Genomic DNA, 26,074 nt, shown 5'->3' with positions numbered 1-26,074 from the left:
GCCAGACTCTGACTGTATTCAGATGTGTTGGTCGGGGGCCAGACATGCCTTCTTTGACTCTTGTGAACCACGCTGCGGCGGCAGATAGCGACCAGCATTCGCGGATCACTGATCTGACGATCAACAATGTCGCAGGGGTTGATCATCTTTTCAGCAGCACACGTTTTGACGGGCTGGTGCAGCAATGGACCATCGACGGAGGAGACCTGACCCTTGGTGATGGCCAAGGCTTTGCAGGCCCTGATCTGGCGGGCAGCGTCAGTGGCATCGCCACGCTATCATTCAATGGTGACACACAGCTTTTGACTGGCGGTGGATCAGGTGGCGCGTTGCAGTTGCTCGACGTCAACGCTGGTGGTGATCTGGGTACAGTCACTGCGCTGACAAGCTTGGCCGCGCAATTCGAAGGGTTCCAGCATGCAAGCACCCTGACCCTGGCAGATGGCAGTCAGGTGGCCTTTGGTGCAATGGCAGGTGCGACCGGTCTTGCTTCGCTGCGTTTTGACACGAACGGCACCTTGCAAGGCAGCACGATCAGCTATGATGCAGGCACCAGCCAGATTGCAGCGACCGCTGTTGCGACTGTTGGCGCAGCCAGTTTCATCCTCAGCATCAGTGCAGGTCAAAACACCCTGACCAGCCGCGCGGTACATGATGCCGGTGCTGTGGGCACTGCCACGACCATTGGCGCGGACGACAGCCTATGGATCAGTGCGCCCACGGCACTGGAAACCGCACAGGTTGGTGCGGCGACCTACGCTGTTTTGGCGGCTGCGGGTTCCAACAGCCTGACCGTCATTGAAATCACGGATGATGGCAGCATGATCGTGCGCGACCACATCCTTGACGCGCGCGATACCCGTTATGGCGGCGCAACCGCGCTCGACATCATTCAGGCGGATGGCAAAACCTATGTGATTGCTGGCGGTGCGGACGATGGCATTTCTGTCTTTGTCCTACTGGAGGGCGGTCTGCTGGTCCATCGTGATCAGATCGAAGACACTGTGGATGTCAGCCTTGATAACATCAGCGACATCGTCGCCCGCGACCGTGGCGACGGGCTGGACATCTATGTGGCCAGCAGCAGTGAACCCGGCATCACCCAACTCCGCTTTGATACTGACCTGCCGGGGGTCGTGCGCACCGCGGCGCTGGGGGGTGGCCTGCTGAGCGGTTCGGCAGGGGCCGATGTTCTGCAAGGGCACAACGGCAACGACATCATCAACGCATCAAACGGGGACGACATCCTGCGCGATGGCGCAGGGAGTGACACGCTGACCGGCGGCTCCGGTGCTGACCTTTTCATTCTGTCCGCCGATGGTGTGACCGACACGATCACAGATTTCACCCCCGGCGAGGACAGTATCGATCTGTCGCTCTGGCCTATGCTGCGTGACATCTCGCAGCTTTACATCAGCCTGCGCCCGGATGGGATGCTGATTACCTACGGCGATGAGCAACTGATCGTGCAAAGCGCTGATGGCAATCCCATCGACTATCGCGATCTGTCCACCGCCGATCTGATCGGCGCATCCCGTCTGCCCACAAGCATCACGCCGGGATACCCCGGCCCCGCCACACCCCCGCCAGACACGGGGGCAGGCCCCAGCGAACCTCCGATCGATCAAGGTGGTCCAAATTCGATGCTTACTACCTTGCAACTGATTGCAGACGCCAATCTGGATGCCCTGCGCGACAGCTTAGGCAGAGCGCCTTTGCAGCCAGCCCCTGACAGCATGGTCATCAACGGCACCGATCAGGCAGACACGCTGGCGGGCGCCGATGGGTTCGATCTGATCCTTGCCGGAAATGGCGATGATACCGCCCGCGGGCTGGCCGGGAGTGATACGCTTTTTGGGAACGCTGGCCATGACATTCTGGATGGTGGCGACGGTGCTGATACTCTGTTTGGAGGTAGCGGCAATGACACACTGACCGGAGGTAACGGGCATGACTACCTGAATGGTGGCGCAGGCGATGATGTGCTGTGGGGCCGGACCGGGGCCGATACATTTGAATTCAACGGCGGCACCGACGTCATTGGTGATTTTGAACAGGGGATCGATCACCTGACGCTTGATACGGCACTCTGGACCGGGCTGACGTCTGCCGCAGATGTCCTGCTTTACTACGGCAGCTTTGCAGATGGTCGGATCACCATAGATCTGGGTGATGGCAATATCCTGCACATCGACGGCATCACGGACGTCACAACCTTAGCCGAAGACATCAGCCTGTTCTAAGATCAATTGGTCGTCAATGACGTCAGCGTATTGCTAAGCCCCACAAGGGTCAGTGCCGGGCCAAGCACGCTTTCCGTGCCATAAATCAGGTCATCCCCTTCAAGCATAAAGCGCCCTGCCGAAAACAGGCCATCCGCCGATGTCAGATCGATGGTAAAGACGACGCGTTCTTTCGGGGGGCCTGCGACGCCGTCCTTGACCGCGCTTGTCGCATATTCACGCAGGATCAAAAGACCCTCGGGATTGGCACTGCCCGCATTGACGCCGCCAATCAGGGCGATGGCCTCAAGCGCGGACAAGTCCGTTTCTGGGAAATCAAACAGCGATTGCGAACCCGTCGCACCCAATGTGATAAACTTGCGGTCATCATCCTCGACATAAATACGGTCACCGCCCTGTACAGCGATGTTCAAACCCGGTTCGCGCAACAGCCGCTCAAACGGAACACCAAAGGTGCGACCGTTGCGGACCAAACGCACCTGTGGCGACCGGATGTCAGCCCCCGGCCCGCCAGCCTGCGAAAAGAGGTCAAGAATTTTGAAATTCCGGTCCGGCAGCGGATAAAGCCCCGGCAGCCCGACACCGGACGACAGATTGGCCGTGTTACTGCGCCCCGGTTCAACAACCAGTTGCACTTGGGCAGAAGGGATTGTGCGCACCAGCTCTTCTTCGATCCGCGCGCGCGCGGTGCTGGGTGCCATGCCCGAAATGCGCAATTCACCGATGTATGGGACAAAGATACGGCCATTCGCGCTGACCTGCGCAGGTTGCAGGGCCGTCACCCGCTGTCCGGCACCGGCCAATAGCGAGTTTTCCTCGGCATCCCAGATTGTCAGTTGAACCGTGTCACCAGCGGCAATCATCAGTGATGCAGGCTGGTCCCTTGCTGCGGGCCAGGACAAGCTGCGTGATCCGGTTACTGGCCATGCCCCGATGACAGGCAAAGTATCGCGGGTCACCTCATAGACAGCAAAGTCATAGACGAGCTCTTCACCTTCGGCCGCCGTGCCGGCGTTCGAGGCTGCGAGCACCTCGGATTGAAAGCCAGCCCCACGGGGCAAGCCACATCCGGCAAGCGCGCAACATGCAATAACAGCAACAAATCTATGAACAAACAAAGATGATTCCTTTCGTGCAGCCTGCAATACCTACACCGCGCATGTCATGGGCGACAACGCCTTGCCGCGAACTTGCAGGCAATCCCGCTAGAAATCAATGGCGAGCCCTTTTTTCTCCCAATCACCGTAGCGAACGGGTTCCGGTCCATCACGCCCACCCAATTCTGTTGGTAGGGCATCAACGTCCGCCTGCTTGCGCCGCTCTTCGGCTTCGGCCAAGGCACGTTGCGCTGCGGGGGGCAGGTCTTTGGGCTGATCGGTCATGGAGGCTTTCCTTGTCGATGGCTCCGCTTTGATATACGCCCCGCGCACCCATCTTCAAGTGAGATTGCCATGAGCCAAACAGGTCTGCCCGCCCGCCGCACCGCCCACTACCTGCTGATGCAGATCACCGGAGACGGCCGCCTGATGGCGGAATTGATCGGTGCAGGTGCGCTGGACCGGCTGGCGCCCGATGACCGCGCACGCGCCCAGCGCCTTGCGACAGAAGCATTGCGCGGGTTGGACCGGGCGGATCGGATGCTCAAGCCCTACCTGAAAAAGACACCGCCAGAGCATGTGATGAATGCGCTGCGCCTTGGCGTGATCGAGCTGTGCAGCGGTGAGGCCGCGCATGGTGTTGTGAACAGCTATGTCGAGATTGTCGCGCGCAACAAACGCACGCAGGCCATGAAAGGACTGACCAACGCAGTCCTGCGCAAGATTGCCGCTGAAGGCCCCGAAGGTTGGGCCAAACGCGCTGTCCCGCTGACCCCCGGCTGGCTGCGCCAACCGCTTGTGGCTGCTTGGGGGCGCGAGGCCGTGACCGGGATGGAGACAGCACATTTTGCAGGTGCCCCGCTCGACCTTTCAGTGAAGGGCGACGCCGCAGCGATTGCCGCCGCTTTGAACGGTACTGTCCTTCCGGCTGGCACTGTACGGGTCGTGAATGCCGGTCAGGTCTCCTCACTGCCGGGCTACGATGCGGGCGACTGGTGGGTGCAGGATGCTGCTGCCGCAGTTCCCGTCAAAGCACTGGGTGATCTTACCGGGCTGAAGGTACTGGACATCTGTGCCGCCCCCGGAGGCAAAACCATGCAACTGGCCGCAGGTGGGGCCAAGGTGACGGCGGTAGATGTTTCTGAAAAGCGCATGGCGCGAGTATCAGAGAACCTTGCGCGGGTCGGACTGGAGGCGCGCATCGTTATCAGTGATGCATTTGCCTTTGATGAGGGCGGATTTGACGCGGTGCTTCTGGATGCGCCCTGTTCTGCGACAGGTACGATCCGGCGGCACCCCGATCTGGTCTATGCCAAGGACGGGGCTGAATTTGAGGCTTTGATCGACCAACAAGAAACGATGATTGACCACGCGCTTGGCCTGTTAAAACCCGGTGGACGATTGGTCTTTTGCACCTGTTCACTGTTGCCCGATGAAGGCGAGGTGCAGACCGAAGAGGCGCTTGCACGGCATCCCGGCCTGACCACCAATCCAGCCGCCCTTGATCTGCCCGGCATCGACCCTGACTGGATCACACCCGAAGGCGGCTTGCGCCTGCGCCCCGACTATTGGGCCTCGCAAGGCGGGATGGACGGGTTTTATGTCGCGGTACTAACAAAGCCTGCGTGACTTAGCGTCAACTGTTTTCTATGATCCTGCCAAGAACAGCCCTACCGGCGCAGATCGAGATCAGAGCATTTGGCCCAATCCAATACTTGGCGCGCGCGTCGTCGTCGCTTTATCCACAGGGTCCATGCCCGGCGCGCGGGGCGTGCCGATATCACAACAAGGTTTGTCACCCAGCCAGAGCCGCGCACCATTGGTCAGGTTGCGCGCGGCCAACAGCTCATTGCGGGTAACTTTCTGTTTTCGGGCCATATGGTTGAAGGGCCAGATCGGTCGATCTGGGACGTGACATCGGGCAGTTTGCTGATCACCAATGAAATTCAGGGCTGCGCCTGGCTGGATGATCTTGTGGCGGTAGGAACAGAGGACGCGCGGCTGCGCGCCCAGACTTGGATCTTTGACTGGATCGACCGTTTTGGCGATGGCAATGACGCAGGCTGGACCCCCGGCGTCACGGGGCGGCGGCTGATCCGATGGATCAACCATGCGCAGTTCATCCTGCGCGGTCAGGACGCCGCACATGAGGCCCGGTTCCTTCAAAGCCTTGCGCGGCAGACATTGTTCCTGTCGCAGCGCTGGCGCGCCGCACCACCCAGCCTGCATCAACTCGAAGCTATAGCCGGTATGATCTATGCGGGCTTCACGCTGCACGGGATGCAAGACCATGTGGCACCTGCGGTTGCAGCTTTGGCCACTGCTTGCCAGACGCGGATCAGCGCTGACGGCGGCATAGCTACGCGCAATCCAGAGGAATTGCTTGAGACACTGATGCTACTGAACCTGACGCGGCAGGTGCTTGATGCCTCAGGCCAAGGTATGCCCGGCCCCATTCTGGATGCCATCGAACAGATCGCGCCGACTTTGCGGGCGGTACGCCATGCTGATGGCGACCTTGCCCGGTTTCACGGTGGCGGACGCGGCGTTGATGGGCGACTTGACGAGGCATTGGCCGCTACAGGTGTCAAAACGCTGCCCACACCAGGCCTGCATATGGGTTACGCTCGCGTCACCGGCGCGCGAACCTCTTTGGTCGTGGATGCAGCGGCACCGCCAAGTGGTCTTGCATCGCTGCATGCTCATGCCAGTACATTGGCGTTTGAACTGACCTCTGGGCGCAGACCGTTGGTGGTCAGCTGCGGATCGGGCGCGCGGTTTGGTGATGACTGGCGGCGTGCCAGCCGTGCGACGCCCAGCCATTCGACAATGATGCTTGATGGGGTGTCGTCATCGCATTTGGCACCGCCGGACCGTTCCATGACCCGAGACGATTTGCTGACCGTGCTGCCGGGCCGCGTGCAATGTGACATCGGCGATGGCGATGGGCCGCGCAAACTGGAGATGGCCCACAATGGCTATCAACCCAGCCACGGGTTGACCCATGCCCGCGTTCTGACGCTATCGGTTGATGGGCGCACGCTGACCGGCGAGGATCACCTGATTGCACTGACCACCGACGACAAGTCGGTTTTTGATCAGGCACGCGCCGAAACCAATGGGGCGGCGCTTCCCTATAGTCTGCGGTTCCATCTGCATCCCGATGTCGCGGCCACCGTGGTGGGTGATGGCAGCGCGGTCTCGCTGACGCTCAAATCAGGCGAAATCTGGCTGTTGCAACATGATGGCACAGCTGATCTGGCGCTTTCACCGTCGGTTTATCTGGAAAATGGGCGATTAAAGCCGCGTACAACGCAACAGGTGGTTTTATCCGGGCGCGCAATGTCCTATGCGACGCGCGTCCGCTGGTCACTGGCCAAGACCCAAGACACACCCACCGTGGTGCGTGATTTGGGGCAGGCTGATCCGCTGGACCCATCGTTAACCTGATAAGGACCGCCATGACTGACCTTGCCCCCCTGCGCCGCGCACTGCTTTCTGTATCTGACAAGACCGGGTTGATTGACCTTGGCAAAGCGCTGGCCGCGCGTGGGGTCGAACTGCTGTCAACGGGTGGATCGGCCAAGACGCTGCGCGATGCGGGGCTTGAGGTTCGGGACGTCGCGGACGTGACCGGGTTTCCCGAGATGATGGATGGCCGCGTGAAGACGCTGCACCCGGTAGTGCATGGCGGCCTGCTGGCGCGCCGTGATTTGGAAGGGCATCGCGACGCGATGGTCGAACATAACATCGGGCCAATCGATCTGCTGGTTGTGAACCTCTATCCGTTTGAAGAGACCGTCGCCAAAGGCGCCGATTTTGACACCTGCATCGAGAACATCGACATCGGCGGCCCTGCGATGATCCGCTCTGCTGCCAAGAACCATGCATTTGTTACAGTTGTAACTGATGTTGAGGATTATGACGCGTTGCTTACTGAGCTGGACGCAAACGACGGGCAGACCTCGATCTCATTGCGCCAACGCCTTGCGCAGACGGCCTATGCACGCACTGCGGCCTATGACACCGCAGTTAGCACATGGATGGCCGGTGCGATTGGTCAGGAAACGCCGCGCCGCCGCTCTTTCACGGGCACTTACAAGCAGACGATGCGCTATGGTGAAAATAGCCATCAGTCTGCGGCCTTTTACACAGATGGCACAGACCGGCCCGGTGTGGCGACGGCACAGCAGCATCAGGGTAAGGAGCTGTCTTACAACAACATCAACGACACCGACGCCGCGTTTGAGCTGGTCGCCGAATTTGACCCCACGGTCGGCGCTGCGGTTGCGATCATCAAGCATGCCAACCCTTGCGGGGTCGCGCGTGGGGCGACATTGCTTGAGGCCTATCAGAATGCGTTTGATTGCGACCGCACCAGCGCCTTTGGCGGGATTGTCGCGCTGAACCAACCGCTGGATGAGGTCACCGCCAAGGCAATCGTCGAGATTTTCACCGAAGTGGTGATTGCGCCCGGTGCCTCAGACGCCGCTAGGGCCGTCTTTGCCGCCAAAAAGAACCTGCGCCTGCTGACAACCGATGGCTTGCCCGATGTCAAAGCACCGATCACCACCTATCGTCAGGTCGCCGGTGGTATGCTGGTACAAGACAAGGACACAGGTTTTGTGGGGATGGATGATCTGAAGATTGTGACCAAACTTGCGCCGACCGATGCGCAGATGGCGGATCTCCTGTTCGCGTGGAAAGTCGCCAAACACGTCAAATCCAACGCCATCGTCTATGTCAAAGACAAGGCCACTGTCGGTGTGGGTGCGGGCCAGATGTCGCGCCTTGACAGTGCATTGATTGCCGCCAAAAAAGCAGAGCGCATGGCCGATGCGATGGGCCTGCCTGAGCCGCTGACCAAAGGCTCTGCTGTAGCTTCAGACGCGTTCTTCCCCTTCGCTGACGGTCTGATGGAGGCCGCTGCTGCGGGTGCGACATGTGTGATCCAACCCGGCGGGTCGATGCGTGATGACGAAGTCATTGCAGCTGCGGATGAGGCAGGCATCGCGATGGTCTTTACCGGCATGCGCCACTTCCGGCACTAGGAGAAACCAATGCGGCTGATGTTCTGGACAGGGATTTGCGTCTTCTTGGTCGATCAAGCGATCAAGTTTTTTGTCCTGTTCCAGGTGTTCGGCCTGACATGGGCGCAGGTCACTGATCCAGCGGCCCGGCTCCCCTATCCCCCCGAAGTCGAAGTGTTTCCGCCGCTCCTTGTGCTGCGCATGGCATGGAACCGGGGCGTCAACTTTGGGCTTTTTGCTGACTTCGACATGCGCTGGGCGCTGGTCGGCATGGCCTTTGTGATTTCAGCGGTCGTGATCTGGTGGCTGAACCGGGCGGGCGGCACCAAATGGGTTTATATATCGGGCGGTTTGCTGATTGGCGGGGCAATGGGCAACGTCATCGATCGTTTCTTTTACGGGGCCGTGGCGGATTTCCTGAACATGTCCTGCTGCGGGATCAACAACCCCTATGCGTTCAACGTCGCAGACATCGCGATCTTTGCTGGGGCCATCGGGTTGGCCTTTCTTGCCGACGACAAGAAGAAAGCGGCGTGACCTTGCCCGCCGCTTGCGCTAACTACGCAGCAATTGCCTAGAGGTATGAATGATGCGCGTGCTTACTTTGTTTGTTTTGGCCTTTGGGGTTGCTGCCTGTAGCGGTGCCCCTGACAATGGCATGGGCTTCCGCGATGTCGGACCCGAGCAAAGCACGTTCTTGGTGACACCCGCAGGACCACTACAAACGCCGCCCAGCCGTGCGTTGCCTCAGCCGACACCAGGCGGCACAAACCGGGCGGCACGATAACCTCTACCTCACATCCGCGTATGATGACTTGAAGACTGCGCAGCACGGCGTAGGTTCAGTGCAATCTTGTGAGGAATCTCTGCCCATGAAACGACTGCTTGCCAGCTTGGCAATGATCTTTGCGGCGACAGCTGCCACCGCAGAAGAGGTCACGACCTTTACGCTCGACAACGGGATGGAGGTTGTGGTGATCGAAGACCACCGCGCGCCCGTTGTTGTGCATATGCTGTGGTACAAAGTCGGATCAGCGGACGAACCCGTGGGCGCATCTGGCGTCGCCCACTTCCTTGAACATCTGCTGTTCAAAGCGACTGACGTTTTGGAATCGGGTGAATTTTCCGCCACCGTCGCCGCCAACGGCGGTAGCGACAACGCCTTCACCAGCTATGATTACACCGCCTATTTCCAACGCATCGCCGCCGACCGGCTAGAGCTGATGATGCAGATGGAAAGCAACCGGATGAACAATCTGCAGATGACGCCCGAAGACATCGTCACAGAACGCAATGTCGTCCTCGAAGAGCGTAACCAGCGGACCGAAAACAGCCCCAATGCGCTGGCCCGCGAACAATTCACTGCGGCCCTGTATCAGAACCACCGCTATGGCGTGCCCATCATCGGCTGGAAACACGAGATGGAGCAGTTGGAACTGGAAGACACGCAGGCCTTCTATGACCTCTATTATGCGCCCAACAATGCCGTTTTGGTGGTCGCTGGCGATGTCGAGCCTGCCGAAGTGCTGGCACTGGCCGAACAATACTACGGGGTAATCCCCGCCGAGGATCAGTTGCCCGAACGCATCCGCCCGCAAGAACCCCCTCAACGGGCCGAACGCCGGATCACCTATGTTGATCCACGCGTCAGCCAACCTTTTCTGGTCCGCAACTACCTTGCACCGGAACGCGACCCCGGCGCCCAGGAAGAGGCCGCCGCGCTTGTCTATCTGGCTGAATTGCTTGGTGGATCGTCCTTCACGTCTGATCTGGGGCAAGCCCTGCAATTTGATACCCAGACCGCCATTTATACCAATGCCTCTTACGGCGGCAGCAGCCTGGACAAGACAACCTTTTCCTTTGCCGTCGTGCCCGCCGATGGCATCACACTATCCGACGCCGAAGCGGCCATGGATCAAGTGATCGCTGACTTCATGGAAGCCGCGATTGATCCCGCCCGTATGGAAAGCATCCGCACACAATTGCGCGCCTCACAAGTTTATGCGCTGGACGACGTCTCCGGCATCGCCCGCCGCTATGGTGCAGCCTTGACGCAAAGCCTGACCGTCGAAGACGTTCAGGCCTGGCCGGATGTCCTGCAGGCGGTCACGCCTGAAGATATCAAAGCGGTCGCCGCGAAGGTCTTTGACCGCAACCAATCCGTGACCGGTTGGGTCGTGCCCAGCCAAGAGGAGGCGATGTAATGCTGCGTCTAGCACTGAGCCTATGCCTAACTATCATCGCCAGCACTGCGCGGGCGGAAATTGACATCAAAGAGGTCACCTCGCCCGGTGGGATCAACGCTTGGGTCGTCGAAGAACCTTCGATCCCATTTATCGCGCTGGAAATCCGCTTTCGCGGCAGTGCGTCCCTTGATTTGCCGGGCAAACGGGGGGCCACCAACCTGATGACCGGCCTGCTTGAAGAAGGTTCCGGCGAAATGAGCGCGCAGGAGTTTCAAACCGCGCGCGAAGGCTTGGCGGCCAGCTATGGCTTCCGCGCGTTTGACGACACCTTGTCGATCTCCGCACAGTTCCTGACGGAAAACAAAGCTGAAGCACTGGCGCTGCTGCGGCAAGCCTTGGTTGAGCCGCGCTTTGATCAGGACGCTTTGGACCGCGTGCGTGCGCAGGTCCTGTCAGGCGTTGCAAGCGATGCCAAGAACCCCAACGATATTGCTAGTGCTGCCTTTGACGCGGCCGCCTTTGGCGATCATCCCTATGGGTCATCCATTGATGGCACCGTTGAAAGCGTCTCCGTATTAACCCGCGAAGATATGTTCGACGCGTACCGCAATGCGCTGACGCGGGATCGGGTCTTTGTGTCGGTTGTTGGGGATATAACGGCAGAAGCCGTCGGCGGTATGCTGGATGATCTGCTGGGCGCCCTGCCAGCCGAGGGGCCGCCGCTGCCCGATGATGTGGCCTTTGGGCTAGAGGGTGGGATAACCGTCATCGACTATGAAACACCGCAATCTGTAGCGCTCTTTGGGCATGCTGGGCTGAAACGGGACGACCCGGATTTCTTTGCCGCCTTTGTGATGAACCAAGTGCTGGGCGCGGGTGGATTTGAATCGCGATTGATGACCGAGGTCCGCGAGAAACGTGGTCTGACGTATGGAATCCGTAGCTTTTTGGTGCCCAAGTTTCATGCTGAAATGGTGTTCGGTTCTGTCGCTTCGTCCAATGCGACAATCGCCGAAGCGATCGAAGTCACGCGCGCCGAATGGGCGCGCATGGCCGATGAAGGCCTGACGCAAGAAGAGTTGGACACCGCCAAAACCTATCTGACTGGCGAATACCCTCTGCGTTTTGATGGCAACGCCGAGATCGCCAAGATCATGGTAGGCATGCAGATGATCGAACTGCCCCCCCAATATGTGGTCAATCGCAACGACTATATCGACGCGGTAACGCTGGACGATGTGAACCGGGTTGCGGCAGAACTGCTGCAACCAGATGATTTGCATTTTGTGGTGGTGGGCAAGCCTGAGGGGCTGGAAAGCACACAATAGCCCCTCGCAGAATCGCGCGAGAACAGCTACAGCTTGTGGCATGGCCATTGCAGACCCCCAGATAAAGCAGCAGCCTGTCATTCGGCAGCTGGATGACGCCGCAATCAACCGGATTGCGGCAGGTGAGGTGCTGGAACGGCCTGCCTCCGCGGTCAAGGAACTGGTTGAGAATAGCATTGATGCGGGTGCCTCCCGGATTGAGGTGGTGATTGCTGACGGTGGCAAGACACTGATCCGGGTCACAGATGATGGCTGCGGTATGGGGCCGGATGATCTGCCTTTGGCATTGTCGCGGCATGCGACGTCCAAAATTGACGGATCTGACCTGCTCAACATCACATCATTCGGGTTCCGGGGTGAGGCGCTACCTTCGCTGGGTGCGGTGGGGCGTTTGTCGATCACATCGCGGACGGCGGAAGGTACAGGCGCAACCGTCAGCGTGGCGGGCGGACAAATGCAGGCGGTGAAACCCGCCGCCCTGTCCCAAGGGACCGTGATCACCCTGCGCGATATGTTCTATGCCACGCCTGCCCGCTTGAAATTCCTGCGCACCGACCGGGCCGAAGCGCAGGCCGTGTCCGACGTGATCAAACGACTTGCCATGGCCGAGCCCTTCACAACCTTCATTCTGCGCGATGCCTCAAAGGGCGACAGCCGCACGATGTTCCGCGCCGACGCTGAAACCGGCGATCTGTTTGATGCGCTGCATGGACGGTTACGCACGGTGCTTGGCAAGGATTTCGCCGAAAACGCGCTGCAAATCGACACCATGCGCGAAGGGTTCCACCTGACCGGCTATGCCGCACTGCCCACCTATTCGCGCGGGGCGGCGGTGGCGCAATATCTTTTCGTGAACGGTCGCCCCATACGGGACAAAATGCTGCTGGGCGCATTGCGCGCGGCCTATTTGGATGTGTTATCGCGTGACCGACACCCTGTCGCGGCGCTCTTTGTGGATTGCGACCCAACGCTTGTGGATGTCAACGTCCACCCCGCCAAGTCCGAAGTCCGGTTCCGCGACCCCGGTACCGTGCGTGGGTTGATCGTGTCGGGCCTGCGACATGCTTTGGCAGAAGCGGGGCATCGCGCCTCAACCACTGTGGCGAATGCCACGTTGGGCGCCATCACACCAGAACCAGTTGAGCCGCGCATCTATCAGATGGACCGGCCCAGTTTCAGCGCACGCTCTATGACATTTCAAGCGCAGGCGCCGGGGTTTTCCGAGGCCCCGTCCGCCCGGATCGAACCGGTCATTGAGGACGAGCCTGCCGACCTGCCCCTCGGCGCAGCTCGCGCGCAGGTCCATGAGAACTACATCATCGCGCAAACCGAAAAAGGCATCGTGATCGTTGATCAGCATGCAGCACATGAACGGTTGGTTTACGAAAAGCTCAAGGCGCAGATGGCCGAGAATGGCGTAGCTGCGCAGGCCCTGCTGATCCCCGAGATTGTGGAGTTGAGCGAAAATGATGCCGCACAACTGATCGAACACTCCGATGACCTTGCCCGCTTTGGCCTGACGATTGAACCCTTTGGCGGCAGTGCCATTGCCGTGCGCGAAACCCCTGCGATTTTGGGTGAAGTGAATGCGGTTGCAATGATCCGTGACATTCTGGATGAACTCACGGATCAGGGCGAAAGCGCCAGCGTGCAATCCAAGATCGAAGCGATCCTCAGCCGTGTGGCCTGTCACGGGTCGATCCGGTCTGGCCGTCGGATGCAGGCCGCAGAAATGAACGCGCTGCTGCGCGAGATGGAGGCGACGCCATTGTCCGGCCAATGCAACCACGGGCGACCCACTTATGTGGAACTCAAACTCTCTGACATCGAACGGTTGTTCGGGCGCACATGATCCAGATCGGCGAGATGACATTTGATCTGTCGGATCCCCTGACATTGGGGATCATGATAGCCGGGCTAATCGCGCTTTTGGTCGTGATCCTGCTGATCGTTACGGTACGGCGGGCAGGAAAATCGACGGAAGCGGTGCAATTTGTCGCCTCACAGGTCGGTCGCCTGACGCAGGATGTGCATGCCTTGGGTCACGGTCAACACCAACTGGCGGGCAATATCCAGACCGTCAGCGATGCACAGGCCAATGCGCAGGTAAAAGTCGTACAAACGATGGAAACGCGGCTGGCAGAGGTGCAGGCGCAGATGGCCGAGCGTTTAGCGGACAATGCGGTGAAATCCGCGCGATCCTTGTCGGACATGCAAGAGCGGATGAAAGACACACTGGCCGGATCGTCTGAGAAGACCACCAAAAGCCTGACGGAATTGCAGGAACGGCTGGCGACCATCGACAAGGCGCAGACGAATATCGAAAAACTCTCGGGCGACGTGCTGTCCTTGCAGGATATTCTGTCGAACAAGCAAACACGCGGTGCTTTCGGAGAAATCCAACTGCAGGACATCGTGTCAAAAGCACTGCCAGCCGAAAGCTACACTTGGCAAGCAACTCTTTCGAACAATAGCCGGCCTGACTGCCTGATACATTTGCCCAACCCGCCCGGCCCGATCGTCATCGACGCCAAGTTCCCGTTGGAAGCTTACGAAGCGTTGATGGCCGCTGAAACCAAGATTGATCGCGACCGCGCGCTGACCGCTTTTGGTCAAGCCATCAAGGCGCACATTAAGAAAATCTCGGAAAGTTACCTGATTGAGGGCGAGACCGCAGATGGGGCATTGATGTTCTTGCCCTCAGAAGCGGTTTACGCAGAGCTGCACAGCAAGCTGCCGCATATCGTGCGCGAAGGGTTCAGCGCGCGCGTTTGGATCGTCTCGCCCACGACCTGCATGGCGACGCTGAACACCATGCGCGCCATTTTGAAGGACGCGCGCATGCGCGAACAGGCGGGCGAGATTCGCAAAGCGCTACGCATGCTGCACCGCGATGTGGAGATCATTGGCGAAAGGGCCGGTAAGCTGGAAACACACCTGCGTCAGGCGGGCGATGACGTATCTGGCGTGTTGACTGCCGCAACCCGTGCAGGCAAACGGGCCGACCGTCTGGATAACTTTGACTTTGAAGAATTATCGCCAGATGTTGATGGCGCCACACCGCTGATACCACCGAAAGAGTAGTCCTATGTCAAAACGCGTCTTGATCACAGCCGGTGCGGGGGGGATCGGGCGCGTGATTGCAGCAGGTTATGCTGCTCAGGGCGCGACCGTGTGTGTCTGCGATCAGGATGCGGCAGCCATTGCTGCACTTGATGACACGATCAAAGGCGCTTGCGTTGACGTCACCGATGAGACCGCCTTGGATGCATGGCTGCACGCCAGCATGGATGCCATGGGCGGGTGTGACGTGCTAATTAATAACGCAGGTATTGCCGGGCAGGCTGGTCAAATCGAAGACCTTGATCTTGCGCAATGGAAAGGCTGTCTGGCGGTGAACCTTGATGCGCAGATGATTGCATGCCGCGCGATAGCGCCGGTGATGAAACGGCAGCGGGCGGGCGTAATTACCAACATCTCTTCCACGTCCGGTCTGTTCGGTGTGCCCTTTCGTGCGCCCTATGCCGCCGCAAAATGGGCGGTGATCGGTTTTACCAAAACCATCGCAACAGAGCTTGGCCCACATGGCATTCGCTGTAACGCCATTTGCCCCGGTGCTGTGAAAGGCGCGCGAATTGATCGTGTCCTCTCGGCCGAAGCAGGCGCGCGGGGTGTGACGGCAGATGACGTCTACACAGACTATGCTTCAGGCTCTTCCTTGCGCCGCTTTGCTGAACCCCAAGAGATCGCCGATCTCTGCGTCTATCTGTCCTCGGACGGTGCAAAGTTCATCTCTGGACAGGTGATCGCTGTGGATGGGAACACTGAGACCTATCATTCGGCATAGAAAATGCCCCGGCTTTCGCCGAGGCATATTGAGTGGGCTTGGGAACGACGTGGTTTAGATTCCGATGAACCGCTGTGCGATCCGGGGTACAAGGCCGTTGAAACGCAACGGCGCATCCGTGGCGGCAAGACAGATACAATCCATCCCCTTTTCAGCCACGGGCTTATGGTGCAAATCTTCATTCGCCACTTCGACGTCGCCCGTGCCAAAGCGGTCTTCTTCGTCAGTGAAAGCGCCCTGCAAGACCAGCGTCAGTTCCGTGCCGCGGTGGCCGTGATCAGGAACAGCAGTTCCGGCGGGGATACGCAGCAGGCGCACGCTGGCGTCTTTGGAGGTTTTCAATACCAACTGGCTGACACCTCCGCCAACCTTGCGCCATTTGAGCGAGTCGATTTCGCCCGAGACATAGTCCTGAAGCGGACCAGGGAAGACGCTGTCGGCCTTGCGCGCAGGGTGCGGCGTTTCTTTCACTAAACCACCATCGATTTTTGCCAGGGTCGCGGCCAGCGCATCTTCGGCAATATCAACCGGCTCTGCATCCAGCATGACCTCGCCCCCGACGGCTTCGTACTCGGCCAAGGCCGCGCGGCAAGTGTCACACATGGTGATGTGCGTGGCGACAACAAGGTTAAACGCCTCTGGCAAGGTGCCAGCGGCATAGCCCATCAAAAGCGGCTCGGTCAGGTGGTGTTTGATCTGTTTCATATCATTCATCATTTCATTGCGTGACGCAGGCGGTCCAGCGCCAGTCTGATCCTCGATTTGATCGTACCAAGCGGCAGGCCAGTTTCTGCGGCAATTTCGCTATGGCTCAACTCGCCAAAGTAGGCGCGTTCGATCAGTTTCCTTTGTTCATCAGGCAGGGCCGCCATAGCCTTGCCCAGTTGTTCCGTTTCTTGTTGTAGACCAATCGCTTCGGCCTGATCGGGCTCTGCTTCTGGCCCCCATGGCAAGTCTTCTGGTTCCGGCCTGCGTTGTTTGCGCAGAATGTCGATCTTGCGGTTTCGGGCGATTGTGAAGATCCATGTGGATACACTCGCCTTGGCCGGATCGAACATATGGGCCTTGTTCCAAAGGGTCGCCATGACCTCCTGTGTGCATTCTTCTGCCAGATCCGGGCTGGCCCCCGACTTCATCAAAAACGACTTCACCCGCGGCGCGAAATACGCAAACAACTCAGAGAACGCAGAGCGGTCCTGACTGTCACGTATCGCGTTGACCTGAACAACCCAGGCCATACGCTTGTTTGCCGCATCGGCTGTCACTTTGCGTTTCCCCACCTTTACATTTTGCTGTGCCACCGTAGCAGCCTTGGCCACAATTGCAGCAGGTACTTTGGCTTTGGCGAGGGCATTGGTTTCCGTCATCATGTCATTACTACGCGGCAGAAAATCAAACGGATCACATCGGATGTTAATTTTCTTATGATCCAGCTAAGTTCGCGGCGCGTAAGAAAAAAGAACGCCAAGAAAAAGACGGAGCGCGACAGGAATGCCATTTGAGACCGGGACGACTGTGCCCAGAAAAATTGCGGTAGTTGGGGCAGGCATTTCGGGGATGGGGGCAGCACATGCGCTGGCCAAGGACCATCGTGTTGTTTTGTTTGAGGCGGAACCGCGGCTAGGTGGCCATGCCCGCACCCGTATGGCTGGCAAGAACCACGATCAGGCCGTCGACACAGGTTTTATCGTCTTCAACTACGCCAACTATCCTAACCTCACCCGCCTTTTTGATCATCTCGACGTGCCGGTCGTGAAAAGCAATATGAGCTTTGGTGCGTCATTTCATGGTGGCAAGATGGAATATGGGTTGGCCAGCCTGAACGCGCTTTTTGCCCAGCGCAGCAACATCGCCAGCCCCAAATTCCTGCGCATGGTTCGCGATATTCTGCAATTCAATGCCAATGGGTTGGCGGCCGCTCAAGACGAAACCCTGACCATAGGTGAGTTGCTGCAGAAACTGAACCTGAGCGATTATTTTCGTGACCACTATCTGCTGCCTTTCTCGGGTGCGATCTGGTCAACACCAAAGGAAAAGATCCTCGATTTTCCCGCCTATGCAATGATGCGCTTCTTCGACAATCACGCCCTGCTTGGTGCGACCGGCCAGCACCAGTGGTACACGGTCAAAGGTGGGTCACAGGCTTACGTGTCCCGGCTTGAGGCTGACATGGCCCAGCGCGGGATCGAAATGCGTCTTGGCACGCCAATCAATGCGGTGCGCCGGACCCATATCGGCGCGGACATCAAAGCCCATGGTGGCGAATGGGAACACTTTGACGAGGTAGTCTTTGCCACCCATTCAGATGACACCCTCGCAATGCTGTCAGATGCAACTGCCGCCGAAACCTCAATCCTGAGTGCGGTACGCTATCAACCCAATAAGGTGGTGCTGCATTCCGATACCTCCATCATGCCAAAACGCCGTCAGGTCTGGTCATCCTGGATTTACTCCGAGGATGCGCAGCACACAGACACGGAAATCAACCTGACGTATTGGATGAATTCGCTCCAACCTTGGTTGACGGGCGAAGATATGATGGTCACGCTGAACTCCAACCGCCCGATCAGGGAAGACTTGATCTGGGACGAGGTCACCCTGCGCCACCCGGTCTATGATCTTGAGGCGATTGCCGCCCAACAAGCAGCCGCAGCGATCAACGGATCAAACCGCACATGGTTCTGTGGCGCATGGATGAAGAACGGCTTTCACGAGGACGGCCTGTCCAGCGCGCTGGACGTCGTGCATTCGCTAAACGCACTGGACCATATGGAGTTGGCGGCAGAGTGATATCCGTTGCGCATCATATCGCAGCCGAAACCTATCACGGACGGCGAGGGGCAACCAAAAACGCCTTTCGCTATTCGATCGACTACGTGCTGATGGATGCAGAGGCTTCGCCAAAGACACCCAACCTGTTTTCGCGCAATCGCGGCAATCTGATGTCCCTACAAGACAGCGATCATGGCGGTGCGCCAAAGCAGGGCCACGGGGCCGTTTGGGTGCGAAATGTGCTGGCGACTAATGATGTAATGGATACCGCCCGGATCGAGCTATTGGCCCAGCCACGCGTCTTGGGGCATGTCTTCAACCCTGTTTCTTTCTGGCTGTGCTACACCGCCAATGATGCGCTAACCACCGTCATCGCAGAGGTCACAAATACCTTTGGCGACCGCCATTCCTATCTATGTCGGCACGACGACGGGCGGGCGATCACCAAGGATGAAACGATCTCGGCCCAGAAGCTGCTGCATGTGTCCCCTTTCCAGCCGATCGAGGGTGGATACACGTTCCGCTTTGATATCCAGCCCGACAGTATCGGCATCTGGATCGACTATTCACGCGGCAACGGCGGGCTCATTGCCACACTGACCGGGCCGCGCAGACCGATCACCAACGCCTCTATCATCAAAGCAGCGCTGCGCAGGCCCTTTGGGTCTCGGCGGGTTCTCACGCTGATCCATTGGCAAGCGATCAAACTATGGTGGAAAGGCGCGACCTTCCGGTCGCAACCCAAACCACCGGCGGAGGAGGTCAGCCGATGAAAGCCCTGTCAGAGCGGCTGCCGGCCTATACCGGATTTGCCGCTGTTTTGTCTGGGGCCGGATTGCCGATCTATATCTACGCACCAAAATACTACGCTGACACCTTTGGGGTCAGTCTGGCGGCATTGGGTGCATTGCTGTTTGCCATGCGCCTGTTCGACATGATTCAGGACCCGGTTCTTGGCTGGATCAGTGAACGGCTGCAGGACGGCAAGAAAATGGCCATCACTTTGGCCGCTTTTGTCATGGCGCTGTCGATGATCGGCCTTTTTGCAGTTGCTCCCCCTATCGACCCGCTGTGGTGGTTCGGGATCACCGTTACAGGACTGTTCACAGCGTTCAGCTTTCTGACCATCAATTTCTATGCCCAAGGCGTCAGCAAAGCCGGGACCGATCCGCAAGGGCATGTGCGTCTGGCGGCTTGGCGCGAAAGCGGGGCGTTGCTGGGGGTCTGTATTGCCGCCGTTGTGCCTACTGTGTTGATCGGCGTGGTCACCGATCCGTTTGCAGCCTTCGCCTACGGCTTTGCCGTTCTCACGTTCTTTGCTGCGTTCTTTATGTGGCCAGAGTGGAAAGGCCGTGTGGCGCAGGAACCATCGCAAATCCGCGAAATCATCCACGACAATACAGCGCGCAAACTGCTTATTCTGGCCTTGGTAAATGCCTCCCCTCTCGCGGTGTCCTCGACCTTGTTTCTGTTCTACGTGGAAAGCAAACTGGGTGCTGTGGGCTGGGAAGGGGCGCTTTTGGTCCTGTTTTTTCTGGCCGCAGCGGTGTCTTCGCCAATCTGGTCGGCGCTCGCAAAACGGTTTGGAGCAAAGCCCGTTTTGATCGCGGCGATGATCCTCGCCGTCGCATCATTTGGCTATACACTCACTTTATCGCCCGGCGATGTGATCCCCTTTGCAGTTATCTGCGTATTAAGTGGAGCGACCATCGGGGCAGACCTCACGCTTTTGCCCGCGATGTTCGCCAAACGCATGGCCGTAATCTCGCCCAACGGGGGGCAGGGGTTCGGGCTTTGGAATTTGGTGAACAAGTTCACGCTTGCCTTCGCCGCGGTGCTCTTGCTGCCGCTACTTGAACGATCAGGCTTTCAGGCCGGGGCAACCGATTTGCCAAGAGAAGCTATTACGATGCTGACGATGCTTTACGCACTTGTGCCGTCGCTTTTGAAACTTGCTGCCATCGGCCTTCTGCTGGTGACGAAACTTGAGGATTAGATGATGTCAGTTCTGACATACCTGATGATTGGTGTTGCGCTGATGGGTGCAGCCGTGGTTGCCAAGACACGCTATGTGTCGTTCCGGGCGCAAAGGTCCGACGACTATGCCGATGGGCCGATCTTTGATATCCGCGATCGGTTCAATGGACCTGTGGAATGTGAAGGTGTGATTTACGGCCCAACGGGCAAGGTGTCGTCGCGTTTCGTCGCTGATTTTGATGCCACATGGAATGGTAATGTCTGCACCATGGTGGAAAAGTTTCACTATGACAGCGGGCAAGTTCAAGACCGCGTCTGGACCCTGACCCTTGGCAATGACGGGCGGATCAAAGCAGAGGCCCCAGATGTCGTGGGTGCAGGCACAGGTCAGCAAAGCGGATCGGCTGTGCTGCTGAACTACCGTATAAAACTCACGAAGGAAGCGGGCGGTCACGCGTTGGACGTCACCGATTGGATGTATCTGATGGCCAATGGCAACATCATGAACCGCAGCCAGTTCCGCAAATTCGGGATCAAGGTTGCTGAACTGGTGGCCACTATGCGCCCCAAAGAAAAAACCTACGCCGGAGAGTGATGTGAAAAACTGGCAGGGAAAACGTTACTGGCTTGTGGGCGCAAGCGAAGGGTTGGGCCGCGAGGTGGCCTTTTGCCTAAGCCGCGCAGGGGCAGAGGTCATCGTCTCAGCTAGGTCAGAAGATCGGTTGAAAGCGCTGGTGGAAGAGCTTCCCGGCAAAGCGAATTACGTGGCTGTTGATGTCGCCGACCGCACTGCAGTGGAAGCGGTGGCGCGGGAAATCGGCGGTATTGACGGCGTTGTCTATCTGGCTGGCGTCTATTGGCCCATGAAGGCCCAGGAATGGGACAACGAAAAAGCCGACATGATGGGCGAGGTGAATTTCCTCGGCGCGTCGCGTGTGGTCGGATCGGTCATCAAGGATATGATCGCCAAGAACGCGGGTCACATTGTGCTGGTCGGTTCGCTTTCGGGTTTCCGCGGATTACCGGGCGCAATTGGCTACTGTTCTTCCAAAGCTGGGATGATGTCCTTGGCTGAATCCATGCAGGCGGATTTGCGGACATCCCCGATTGACGTGCAGTTGATCAACCCCGGCTTTATCAAGACGCGATTGACCGAAAAGAACGACTTTAACATGCCGTTTATCATGTCAGCCGAAGATGCGGCGAAAGAGGTGTTCGACCATATGAACACCGACACCTTCAAGAAGAGCTTTCCGATGGTGTTTTCTTGGGTTTTCCGGCTGTCGCAGCTCATGCCGGACTGGATGTACTATCGGTTATTTGGCGCAAAATAAGTCACAAACGTGAAAGGGCAGAACCGAAGTCCTGCCCTCTGCAACAGCCAAATGGCTTATTGTTACTCCGTAGCGATAAATCCGCCGGTTTCCACCAAACCAGTTGGTCCGGTCGATCCCATGGATCGCGTATAGTCAATCACGACACCACCGACAGTTTCGTCTGCGGTCGCACCGCTGATAAGTCCGGTGTAGCGCCCTGATGTGATTGTGTAGAGCGACCCAGAGCCGGCCGTGATCGCACTGCCAGAGGCATCTCCCGAAAAGCCACCCAATGCGTCAAGACCGGTCGCTTCAAGCGCTAGGTCCGTCGCCGCGTCACCATTTGGCGCGCCGGTCGCGATTATGCCAACCACGCGATTGGAAATTGAGCCGGACACCATTGATGTACCAAAGTTCGCTGTAAGGCTCATGTCGCCAGTCACAACCGAAAGCAATTCGGTTTGGCCTGTTTCAGTAATGAGGCCCAGATAATCGCCGGTGAAGGTAGTTGCGCCCGAAACCGGGATGGCGGTGTCGTTGATGCGTTCGTAAGTAGCGCTCAGAATAGTGGGCGAACCATCTGCCGCGCCAACCGTAATGGCCGAGTCTCCCGAGGCGGAGACTGATCGAAACGCGTAGTCGTCACTAGGATCGTCCTGGAATCCGTCAAATGAACCGCGATCTAGCGTGGCATCGCGCGATAGCGTGGCAATGGTCGAACCGCCAATGGAGTAAATGACGCTATCCGTTCCAGCATCAAACCGCACATCAACAGGCACATCGCCTACCGCAACAGTTTCGCTGCTGACCGTGACAGTTTCGATGGAATCGTCGGTGCTTGAACATGCGGCAAGCCCCATGAGCATAAGTAGAATGTGTTTTTTCATAGTTAACCCGTAACTTTGTAACCAAACATTTAGACCCTAAGCCAATCATTGGCATTAGAATCAGCTTCCACGGCGCCCAACAAACACCCACCGTTAAGATGTTCTTAATGCAACATGAACCTTCTCGCCAATCCCCAAATTGAAAGAATGCTAACACTGTGTCCGAACTTGGGGCAGCAGGCAGTTGTTGCTGCATTGGCCGCCCTCGGCTACCGTTGGCGGTATGAAGCATGTCCCCAAACCTACAACCGATGATGCCCTTATTCAGGAATTCCTGAACAAGGGTGGCAAAGTCAGCGTTGGCAAAACCAAGCCGCCTCCGGCAGAACTAGGGCTGAGCAATAATCAGTGGAACAACAAACTGACCAAAGAAGAGAAAGCGGCGCGCGACAAAAAGTGATCGCGACAAACCGTCTCTGCCTTGCGCCAGATCAAGGCTGGCTGTGCTATCCTGCGCCATGTTCAGGCAACAGGAGGATGTACGATGCTACCTATTTCCGCCGACAAGATCGCAGAGGTGATCATTCTGGCCCGCGAGCTGGACAGGGCCGAGAATGAATTCAACGGCTTTGTTGATCAGTTGACCGATGATGAAAAGGCAGGCCTTGTCGCCGTCTTTTGGATCGGTCGCGGCAGTTTCGAGCCAGAAGACCTTGCCGAAGCGCTGCAAACGGCCGTGCGCGAGGCGACAACACCGACGACAGAGTACCTTAAGGGATCGCCGCATTTGTCGGATCATCTAGAGGCCGGAATGGAAGCGCTAGGCACTAGTGCAATGGCGGCGGAAGACGATTTGTATCGTCCGGCCTAAGGTCAAGCCCCGGTGCCCCAATCAACCATTGGCCCAATTGGGACAATGCCCAGTGGATTACGCTTTTCGCTCGCACTGAAATAGCCCTGTTTGTAGATGTCGAACCGCACCGTTTCAGAAACACCGGGCATAGCGTAGATGCGTTTGGCATAAGGCCAAAGATTCACATAATCCGATAGCTTCTTCAGATTGCACCGAAAGGCGTAATGATAGGCCACGTCAAATCGCGCCAGCGTCGGAAAGAGCCGCAGATCAGCCTCGGTGAATTGGTTGCCACAAAGCCACGGATGATCCGCCAGATGTGCATCGATCCGGTCCAACGTCTCAAAAACCTGATGCGCCGCCTTTTCATATGCTGCCTGCGTCGAGGCAAACCCGGCCCTGTAGACCCCATTGTTGACCGTGTCATAGATCAAGTCGTTCCATTGATTGATCTCGTCTGCCAATCCGTCAGGGTACAGGTCAGCCCCGTCAAAACTGGCGTTCAACATCCGCACGATGTCAGCACTTTCGTTGCTGACCATACGCCCCTGCACCTTGTCCCAAAGCACCGGCACAGTTAGCCGCCCGGTATAGCGCATCTGATCCGCGCTATAGACCTCATGCACGGCACGCACACCCAGCAGCGGGTCCGCAAATTCACCCTCTGCATCAAAGATCCAGCCCTGTGCGTCTCGGTTGGGCTTGGCGTAGGATACTGTGATTGCGTCCAGCCCTTTGATGGCACGGGTCAGCAAGGTGCGATGTGCCCAAGGACAGTTCCATGCTACAAACAGGTGATAGCGCCCGGCCTCTGCCGGGAAAGTCGCATCGCCGATCCAGTTGCGTACCGTACTTCGGCTACGTTCCCACGCGCCGCTGGGCAGGGTTTGGGTGACGTCGTCCCCCTCGTGATACACACCTTCGACCATATACCCCATCAGGTCGTTGCCCTTGTGAACCAGTCTCGCGCGCGGCCCCAGACGCCATCTGCGTCTGTCTCCAACGCAAGGAGGTGGGGCAAAAGCTGTTCGGCGAAATCTTCACTGCTTTCTGCGGGCAACATCGACGGCAGATTATCAATCGCCGTGACGTCCAGCGGCGGTTGGTCATGGACCCGCAAGGCCGGGGCATCCCAGGTTGTGGTGCGGTCATAGACCTTGATGGGTGAAAAGTCGCTGTCAGGGTCGCAGGCAATGTCGCCTATGACCGACAGTTTGCGCACGGCCACCTTGGCGCTGGCTGGCACAAAGACCGGCGTGCCGGGGCGCGCCAGAATGCAGTTAAGGAAGATGTCATGCGCCAGCACCTCTGGGAATGGGCCGCCAGAGGCGGTTTCGGCCATGTCCCAACGGGTTGTCGCCACGCCCATCGCCGCACACAGATCGGCGGCGCCGCTGCCAACACGCCCCAGCGCCCCGATAATCAATGCCGTAGGCCGCTCGGTGCCCAGCGCCATCAGATCCTGCTGCAGAGCCATCAGCAAATGGTTTGCACTTTTGTAGGTCGTGACTGGCCCGGCCACGTTTCCGTTCTGCTGGGCCAACCAGCACATCAAAGACACGGCCGCCCCAGCATAGCCTGCCCAATACCCAAAGGCGGCCACGCGACGCCCATCGGCATCCGTCAGATACTCCAGATCAAGCAATGTGCCGCCACCGGCCTTGAACCGTTGCAGCAGGTCCTGCCCTGCCGGTTGTCCCTTGTAGGCGTGTCCGAACATGATGTGGCGGTGGCGCAGCGGCGTGCCGTCGTCGGGCAGTTCCTTCAGACCAAAGATGATCTCATCATCTGGTGCATCGATCCATGAGAACTCTGTTGCGATGGTACAACCCTGCGCCGCGTAGTCTGCGATGGGCAGGCTACGCTGTGTGCTTTGCTCAACCGTGACGTCAAATCCGGCGGCCCGCAATTTGGCCGCACCTTGTGGTGTCAGCCCGACCCGTTCCTCATTCGCCCGCTGTTCTGACCGCACCCAAAGATGCGGCATCACAACATGTCCTTAGCAATAACGGCCTGCACCGAGGCGCGTTCATTCATCTTGTCCTGAAAGGCGGCAAGCCGTGGGTAGTTTGTGATGTCCACCCCATCCCCCGGCAGCCAGCTGAGCACTACATAAAGATAGGCGTCAGACAGAACCTGCATTGTCCCGATCTCATACGGTAGGCTTGGCAGCGTTTCTTCCAGATGTGCCGCGCAATCGCCCATCCGCTCTGGGACTTTACGTTTCATGTCGGCAAAAGAGCTTTCGTCATCCGCCCAACGCTCACCCCGGATACCGTGCGCATGATGGGGGTGCATCGTCGCATTCAGATAAGAGATCAATTCGCGCATCTTCGCGGCGGCAAAAGCATCATCGGGGACAAGGGAAGACGCCGCGTATTCCAGAATGGCCGGGGTTTCGGTCAATATACCCTCAGGCGTGACCAGCGCGGGCACGCGTCCCTTGGGATTGACCTTGCGGTAAGCTTCTTTGGTTTGCTCGGCACTGGCAAAATCCACGCGGACCGCCTCATAGGGGGTGTCCAGTTCTTCCAGCGCAATGGCCACGGCGACTGATATCGTTCTGGGGGCATAGTGGAGCGTCAGCATGAGGCGGAC

General features: G+C 58.1%; 26 protein-coding genes. 18 read left to right on the top strand and 8 right to left on the bottom strand.

What is annotated here, in order from left to right; all coding sequences use genetic code 11:
- The first annotated feature begins 44 nt into the window (after positions 1-44).
- The gene (locus DHN10_RS06810) at positions 45-2,243 is read left to right on the top strand and encodes a calcium-binding protein (RefSeq protein WP_108814454.1); all 2,199 of its coding nucleotides are present in this window, start codon (positions 45-47) and stop codon (positions 2,241-2,243) included.
- Between the two features lie 2 nt (positions 2,244-2,245).
- On the opposite strand, the gene DHN10_RS06805 is transcribed toward DHN10_RS06810, so the two are convergent.
- Entirely contained in the window at positions 2,246-3,361 is a 1,116-nt protein-coding gene (locus DHN10_RS06805) for a polysaccharide biosynthesis/export family protein (protein WP_108814453.1), read from the bottom strand.
- Between the two features lie 87 nt (positions 3,362-3,448).
- Positions 3,449-3,625 carry a DUF1674 domain-containing protein gene (locus tag DHN10_RS06800; protein WP_108814452.1) on the bottom strand — a complete coding sequence of 59 codons (177 nt, stop codon included), beginning with the start codon at positions 3,623-3,625 and terminating at the stop codon, positions 3,449-3,451.
- 69 nt (positions 3,626-3,694) lie between these two features.
- Between DHN10_RS06800 and DHN10_RS06795 the strand changes: the two genes are divergently transcribed.
- The 10 genes from DHN10_RS06795 (at position 3,695) to DHN10_RS06750 (ending at position 15,731) form a co-directional block, all read left to right on the top strand.
- On the top strand, positions 3,695-4,969 hold the full coding sequence (locus DHN10_RS06795) for an RsmB/NOP family class I SAM-dependent RNA methyltransferase (RefSeq protein WP_108814451.1): 1,275 nt from the start codon (positions 3,695-3,697) through the stop codon (positions 4,967-4,969).
- Between the two features lie 69 nt (positions 4,970-5,038).
- Positions 5,039-6,790 (top strand): heparinase II/III family protein, encoded by a 1,752-nt coding sequence (locus DHN10_RS06790; RefSeq protein WP_108814450.1) that lies wholly within the window; start codon positions 5,039-5,041, stop codon positions 6,788-6,790.
- An 11-nt stretch (positions 6,791-6,801) separates the two neighbouring features.
- Positions 6,802-8,391: a bifunctional phosphoribosylaminoimidazolecarboxamide formyltransferase/IMP cyclohydrolase gene (purH, locus tag DHN10_RS06785; RefSeq protein ID WP_108814449.1), complete on the top strand. Its 1,590-nt coding sequence runs from the start codon at positions 6,802-6,804 to the stop codon at positions 8,389-8,391.
- Between the two features lie 9 nt (positions 8,392-8,400).
- Positions 8,401-8,907, top strand: a complete 507-nt coding sequence (locus DHN10_RS06780) for a signal peptidase II (protein WP_108814448.1) — start codon at positions 8,401-8,403, stop codon at positions 8,905-8,907.
- 49 nt (positions 8,908-8,956) lie between these two features.
- On the top strand, positions 8,957-9,157 hold the full coding sequence (locus DHN10_RS06775) for a DUF3035 domain-containing protein (RefSeq protein WP_108814447.1): 201 nt from the start codon (positions 8,957-8,959) through the stop codon (positions 9,155-9,157).
- An 85-nt stretch (positions 9,158-9,242) separates the two neighbouring features.
- Positions 9,243-10,574, top strand: coding sequence for a M16 family metallopeptidase (locus DHN10_RS06770; protein ID WP_108814446.1), 1,332 nt, complete (start codon positions 9,243-9,245; stop codon positions 10,572-10,574).
- Positions 10,574-11,884: a M16 family metallopeptidase gene (locus DHN10_RS06765; RefSeq protein ID WP_108814445.1), complete on the top strand. Its 1,311-nt coding sequence runs from the start codon at positions 10,574-10,576 to the stop codon at positions 11,882-11,884. Before DHN10_RS06770 ends, DHN10_RS06765 begins: the two co-directional genes overlap by 1 nt.
- Before the next feature lie 40 nt (positions 11,885-11,924).
- Positions 11,925-13,736 (top strand): DNA mismatch repair endonuclease MutL, encoded by a 1,812-nt coding sequence (gene mutL / locus DHN10_RS06760; RefSeq protein WP_108814444.1) that lies wholly within the window; start codon positions 11,925-11,927, stop codon positions 13,734-13,736.
- Entirely contained in the window at positions 13,733-14,968 is a 1,236-nt protein-coding gene (locus tag DHN10_RS06755; RefSeq protein ID WP_108814443.1) for a DNA recombination protein RmuC, read from the top strand. The genes mutL and DHN10_RS06755 overlap by 4 nt, the downstream gene beginning before the upstream one ends.
- 4 nt (positions 14,969-14,972) lie before the next feature.
- A complete protein-coding gene (locus DHN10_RS06750) occupies positions 14,973-15,731 on the top strand; it encodes an SDR family oxidoreductase (protein ID WP_108814442.1) in 759 nt (252 codons plus the stop codon).
- Between the two features lie 54 nt (positions 15,732-15,785).
- On the opposite strand, the gene DHN10_RS06745 is transcribed toward DHN10_RS06750, so the two are convergent.
- Positions 15,786-16,436 (bottom strand): ChrR family anti-sigma-E factor, encoded by a 651-nt coding sequence (locus DHN10_RS06745; protein ID WP_234417060.1) that lies wholly within the window; start codon positions 16,434-16,436, stop codon positions 15,786-15,788.
- A gap of 8 nt (positions 16,437-16,444) precedes the next feature.
- Positions 16,445-16,969 (bottom strand): sigma-70 family RNA polymerase sigma factor, encoded by a 525-nt coding sequence (locus DHN10_RS06740; protein ID WP_234417071.1) that lies wholly within the window; start codon positions 16,967-16,969, stop codon positions 16,445-16,447.
- A gap of 253 nt (positions 16,970-17,222) precedes the next feature.
- Here DHN10_RS06740 and DHN10_RS06735 point away from each other — a divergent pair, with 253 nt between their 5' ends.
- The 5 genes from DHN10_RS06735 to DHN10_RS06715 are packed head-to-tail and all read left to right on the top strand — an operon-like array spanning position 17,223 to position 21,814.
- On the top strand, positions 17,223-18,521 hold the full coding sequence (locus DHN10_RS06735) for an NAD(P)/FAD-dependent oxidoreductase (protein ID WP_108814439.1): 1,299 nt from the start codon (positions 17,223-17,225) through the stop codon (positions 18,519-18,521).
- Entirely contained in the window at positions 18,521-19,276 is a 756-nt protein-coding gene (locus DHN10_RS06730; RefSeq protein ID WP_234417070.1) for a DUF1365 domain-containing protein, read from the top strand. The genes DHN10_RS06735 and DHN10_RS06730 overlap by 1 nt, the downstream gene beginning before the upstream one ends.
- Entirely contained in the window at positions 19,273-20,499 is a 1,227-nt protein-coding gene (locus tag DHN10_RS06725) for an MFS transporter (RefSeq protein WP_108814437.1), read from the top strand. The genes DHN10_RS06730 and DHN10_RS06725 overlap by 4 nt, the downstream gene beginning before the upstream one ends.
- Before the next feature lie 3 nt (positions 20,500-20,502).
- On the top strand, positions 20,503-21,075 hold the full coding sequence (locus DHN10_RS06720) for a DUF3833 family protein (protein WP_108814554.1): 573 nt from the start codon (positions 20,503-20,505) through the stop codon (positions 21,073-21,075).
- A gap of 1 nt (position 21,076) precedes the next feature.
- Entirely contained in the window at positions 21,077-21,814 is a 738-nt protein-coding gene (locus DHN10_RS06715) for an SDR family NAD(P)-dependent oxidoreductase (RefSeq protein ID WP_108814436.1), read from the top strand.
- Between the two features lie 62 nt (positions 21,815-21,876).
- Here the strand turns inward: DHN10_RS06715 and DHN10_RS06710 are convergent, their stop codons facing one another.
- Complete coding sequence (locus DHN10_RS06710) at positions 21,877-22,683, bottom strand: hypothetical protein (protein ID WP_159086942.1); 807 nt, start codon at positions 22,681-22,683, stop codon at positions 21,877-21,879.
- Between the two features lie 223 nt (positions 22,684-22,906).
- On the opposite strand from DHN10_RS06710, the gene DHN10_RS19865 reads away from it, so the two are divergent.
- Positions 22,907-23,083 carry a hypothetical protein gene (locus DHN10_RS19865; RefSeq protein ID WP_199910641.1) on the top strand — a complete coding sequence of 59 codons (177 nt, stop codon included), beginning with the start codon at positions 22,907-22,909 and terminating at the stop codon, positions 23,081-23,083.
- An 84-nt stretch (positions 23,084-23,167) separates the two neighbouring features.
- Entirely contained in the window at positions 23,168-23,494 is a 327-nt protein-coding gene (locus DHN10_RS06705) for a DUF3775 domain-containing protein (RefSeq protein WP_108814434.1), read from the top strand.
- A gap of 2 nt (positions 23,495-23,496) precedes the next feature.
- On the opposite strand, the gene DHN10_RS06700 is transcribed toward DHN10_RS06705, so the two are convergent.
- The 3 genes from DHN10_RS06700 to DHN10_RS06690 are packed head-to-tail and all read right to left on the bottom strand — an operon-like array spanning position 23,497 to position 26,065.
- Entirely contained in the window at positions 23,497-24,414 is a 918-nt protein-coding gene (locus DHN10_RS06700; RefSeq protein WP_108814433.1) for a glutathione S-transferase family protein, read from the bottom strand.
- Entirely contained in the window at positions 24,414-25,463 is a 1,050-nt protein-coding gene (locus tag DHN10_RS06695) for a saccharopine dehydrogenase (RefSeq protein ID WP_199910640.1), read from the bottom strand. Before DHN10_RS06695 ends, DHN10_RS06700 begins: the two co-directional genes overlap by 1 nt.
- A complete protein-coding gene (locus tag DHN10_RS06690; RefSeq protein ID WP_108814431.1) occupies positions 25,463-26,065 on the bottom strand; it encodes a glutathione S-transferase family protein in 603 nt (200 codons plus the stop codon). The genes DHN10_RS06695 and DHN10_RS06690 overlap by 1 nt, the downstream gene beginning before the upstream one ends.
- Between the last annotated feature and the right edge of the window lie 9 nt (positions 26,066-26,074).

Source organism: Loktanella sp. Alg231-35 (assembly GCF_900143545.1).
Classification (GTDB): Bacteria; Pseudomonadota; Alphaproteobacteria; order Rhodobacterales; family Rhodobacteraceae; genus Yoonia.
The sequence above is the reverse complement of the archived record's forward strand: the minus strand, read 5'-3'. Positions and strand labels throughout refer to the sequence as shown.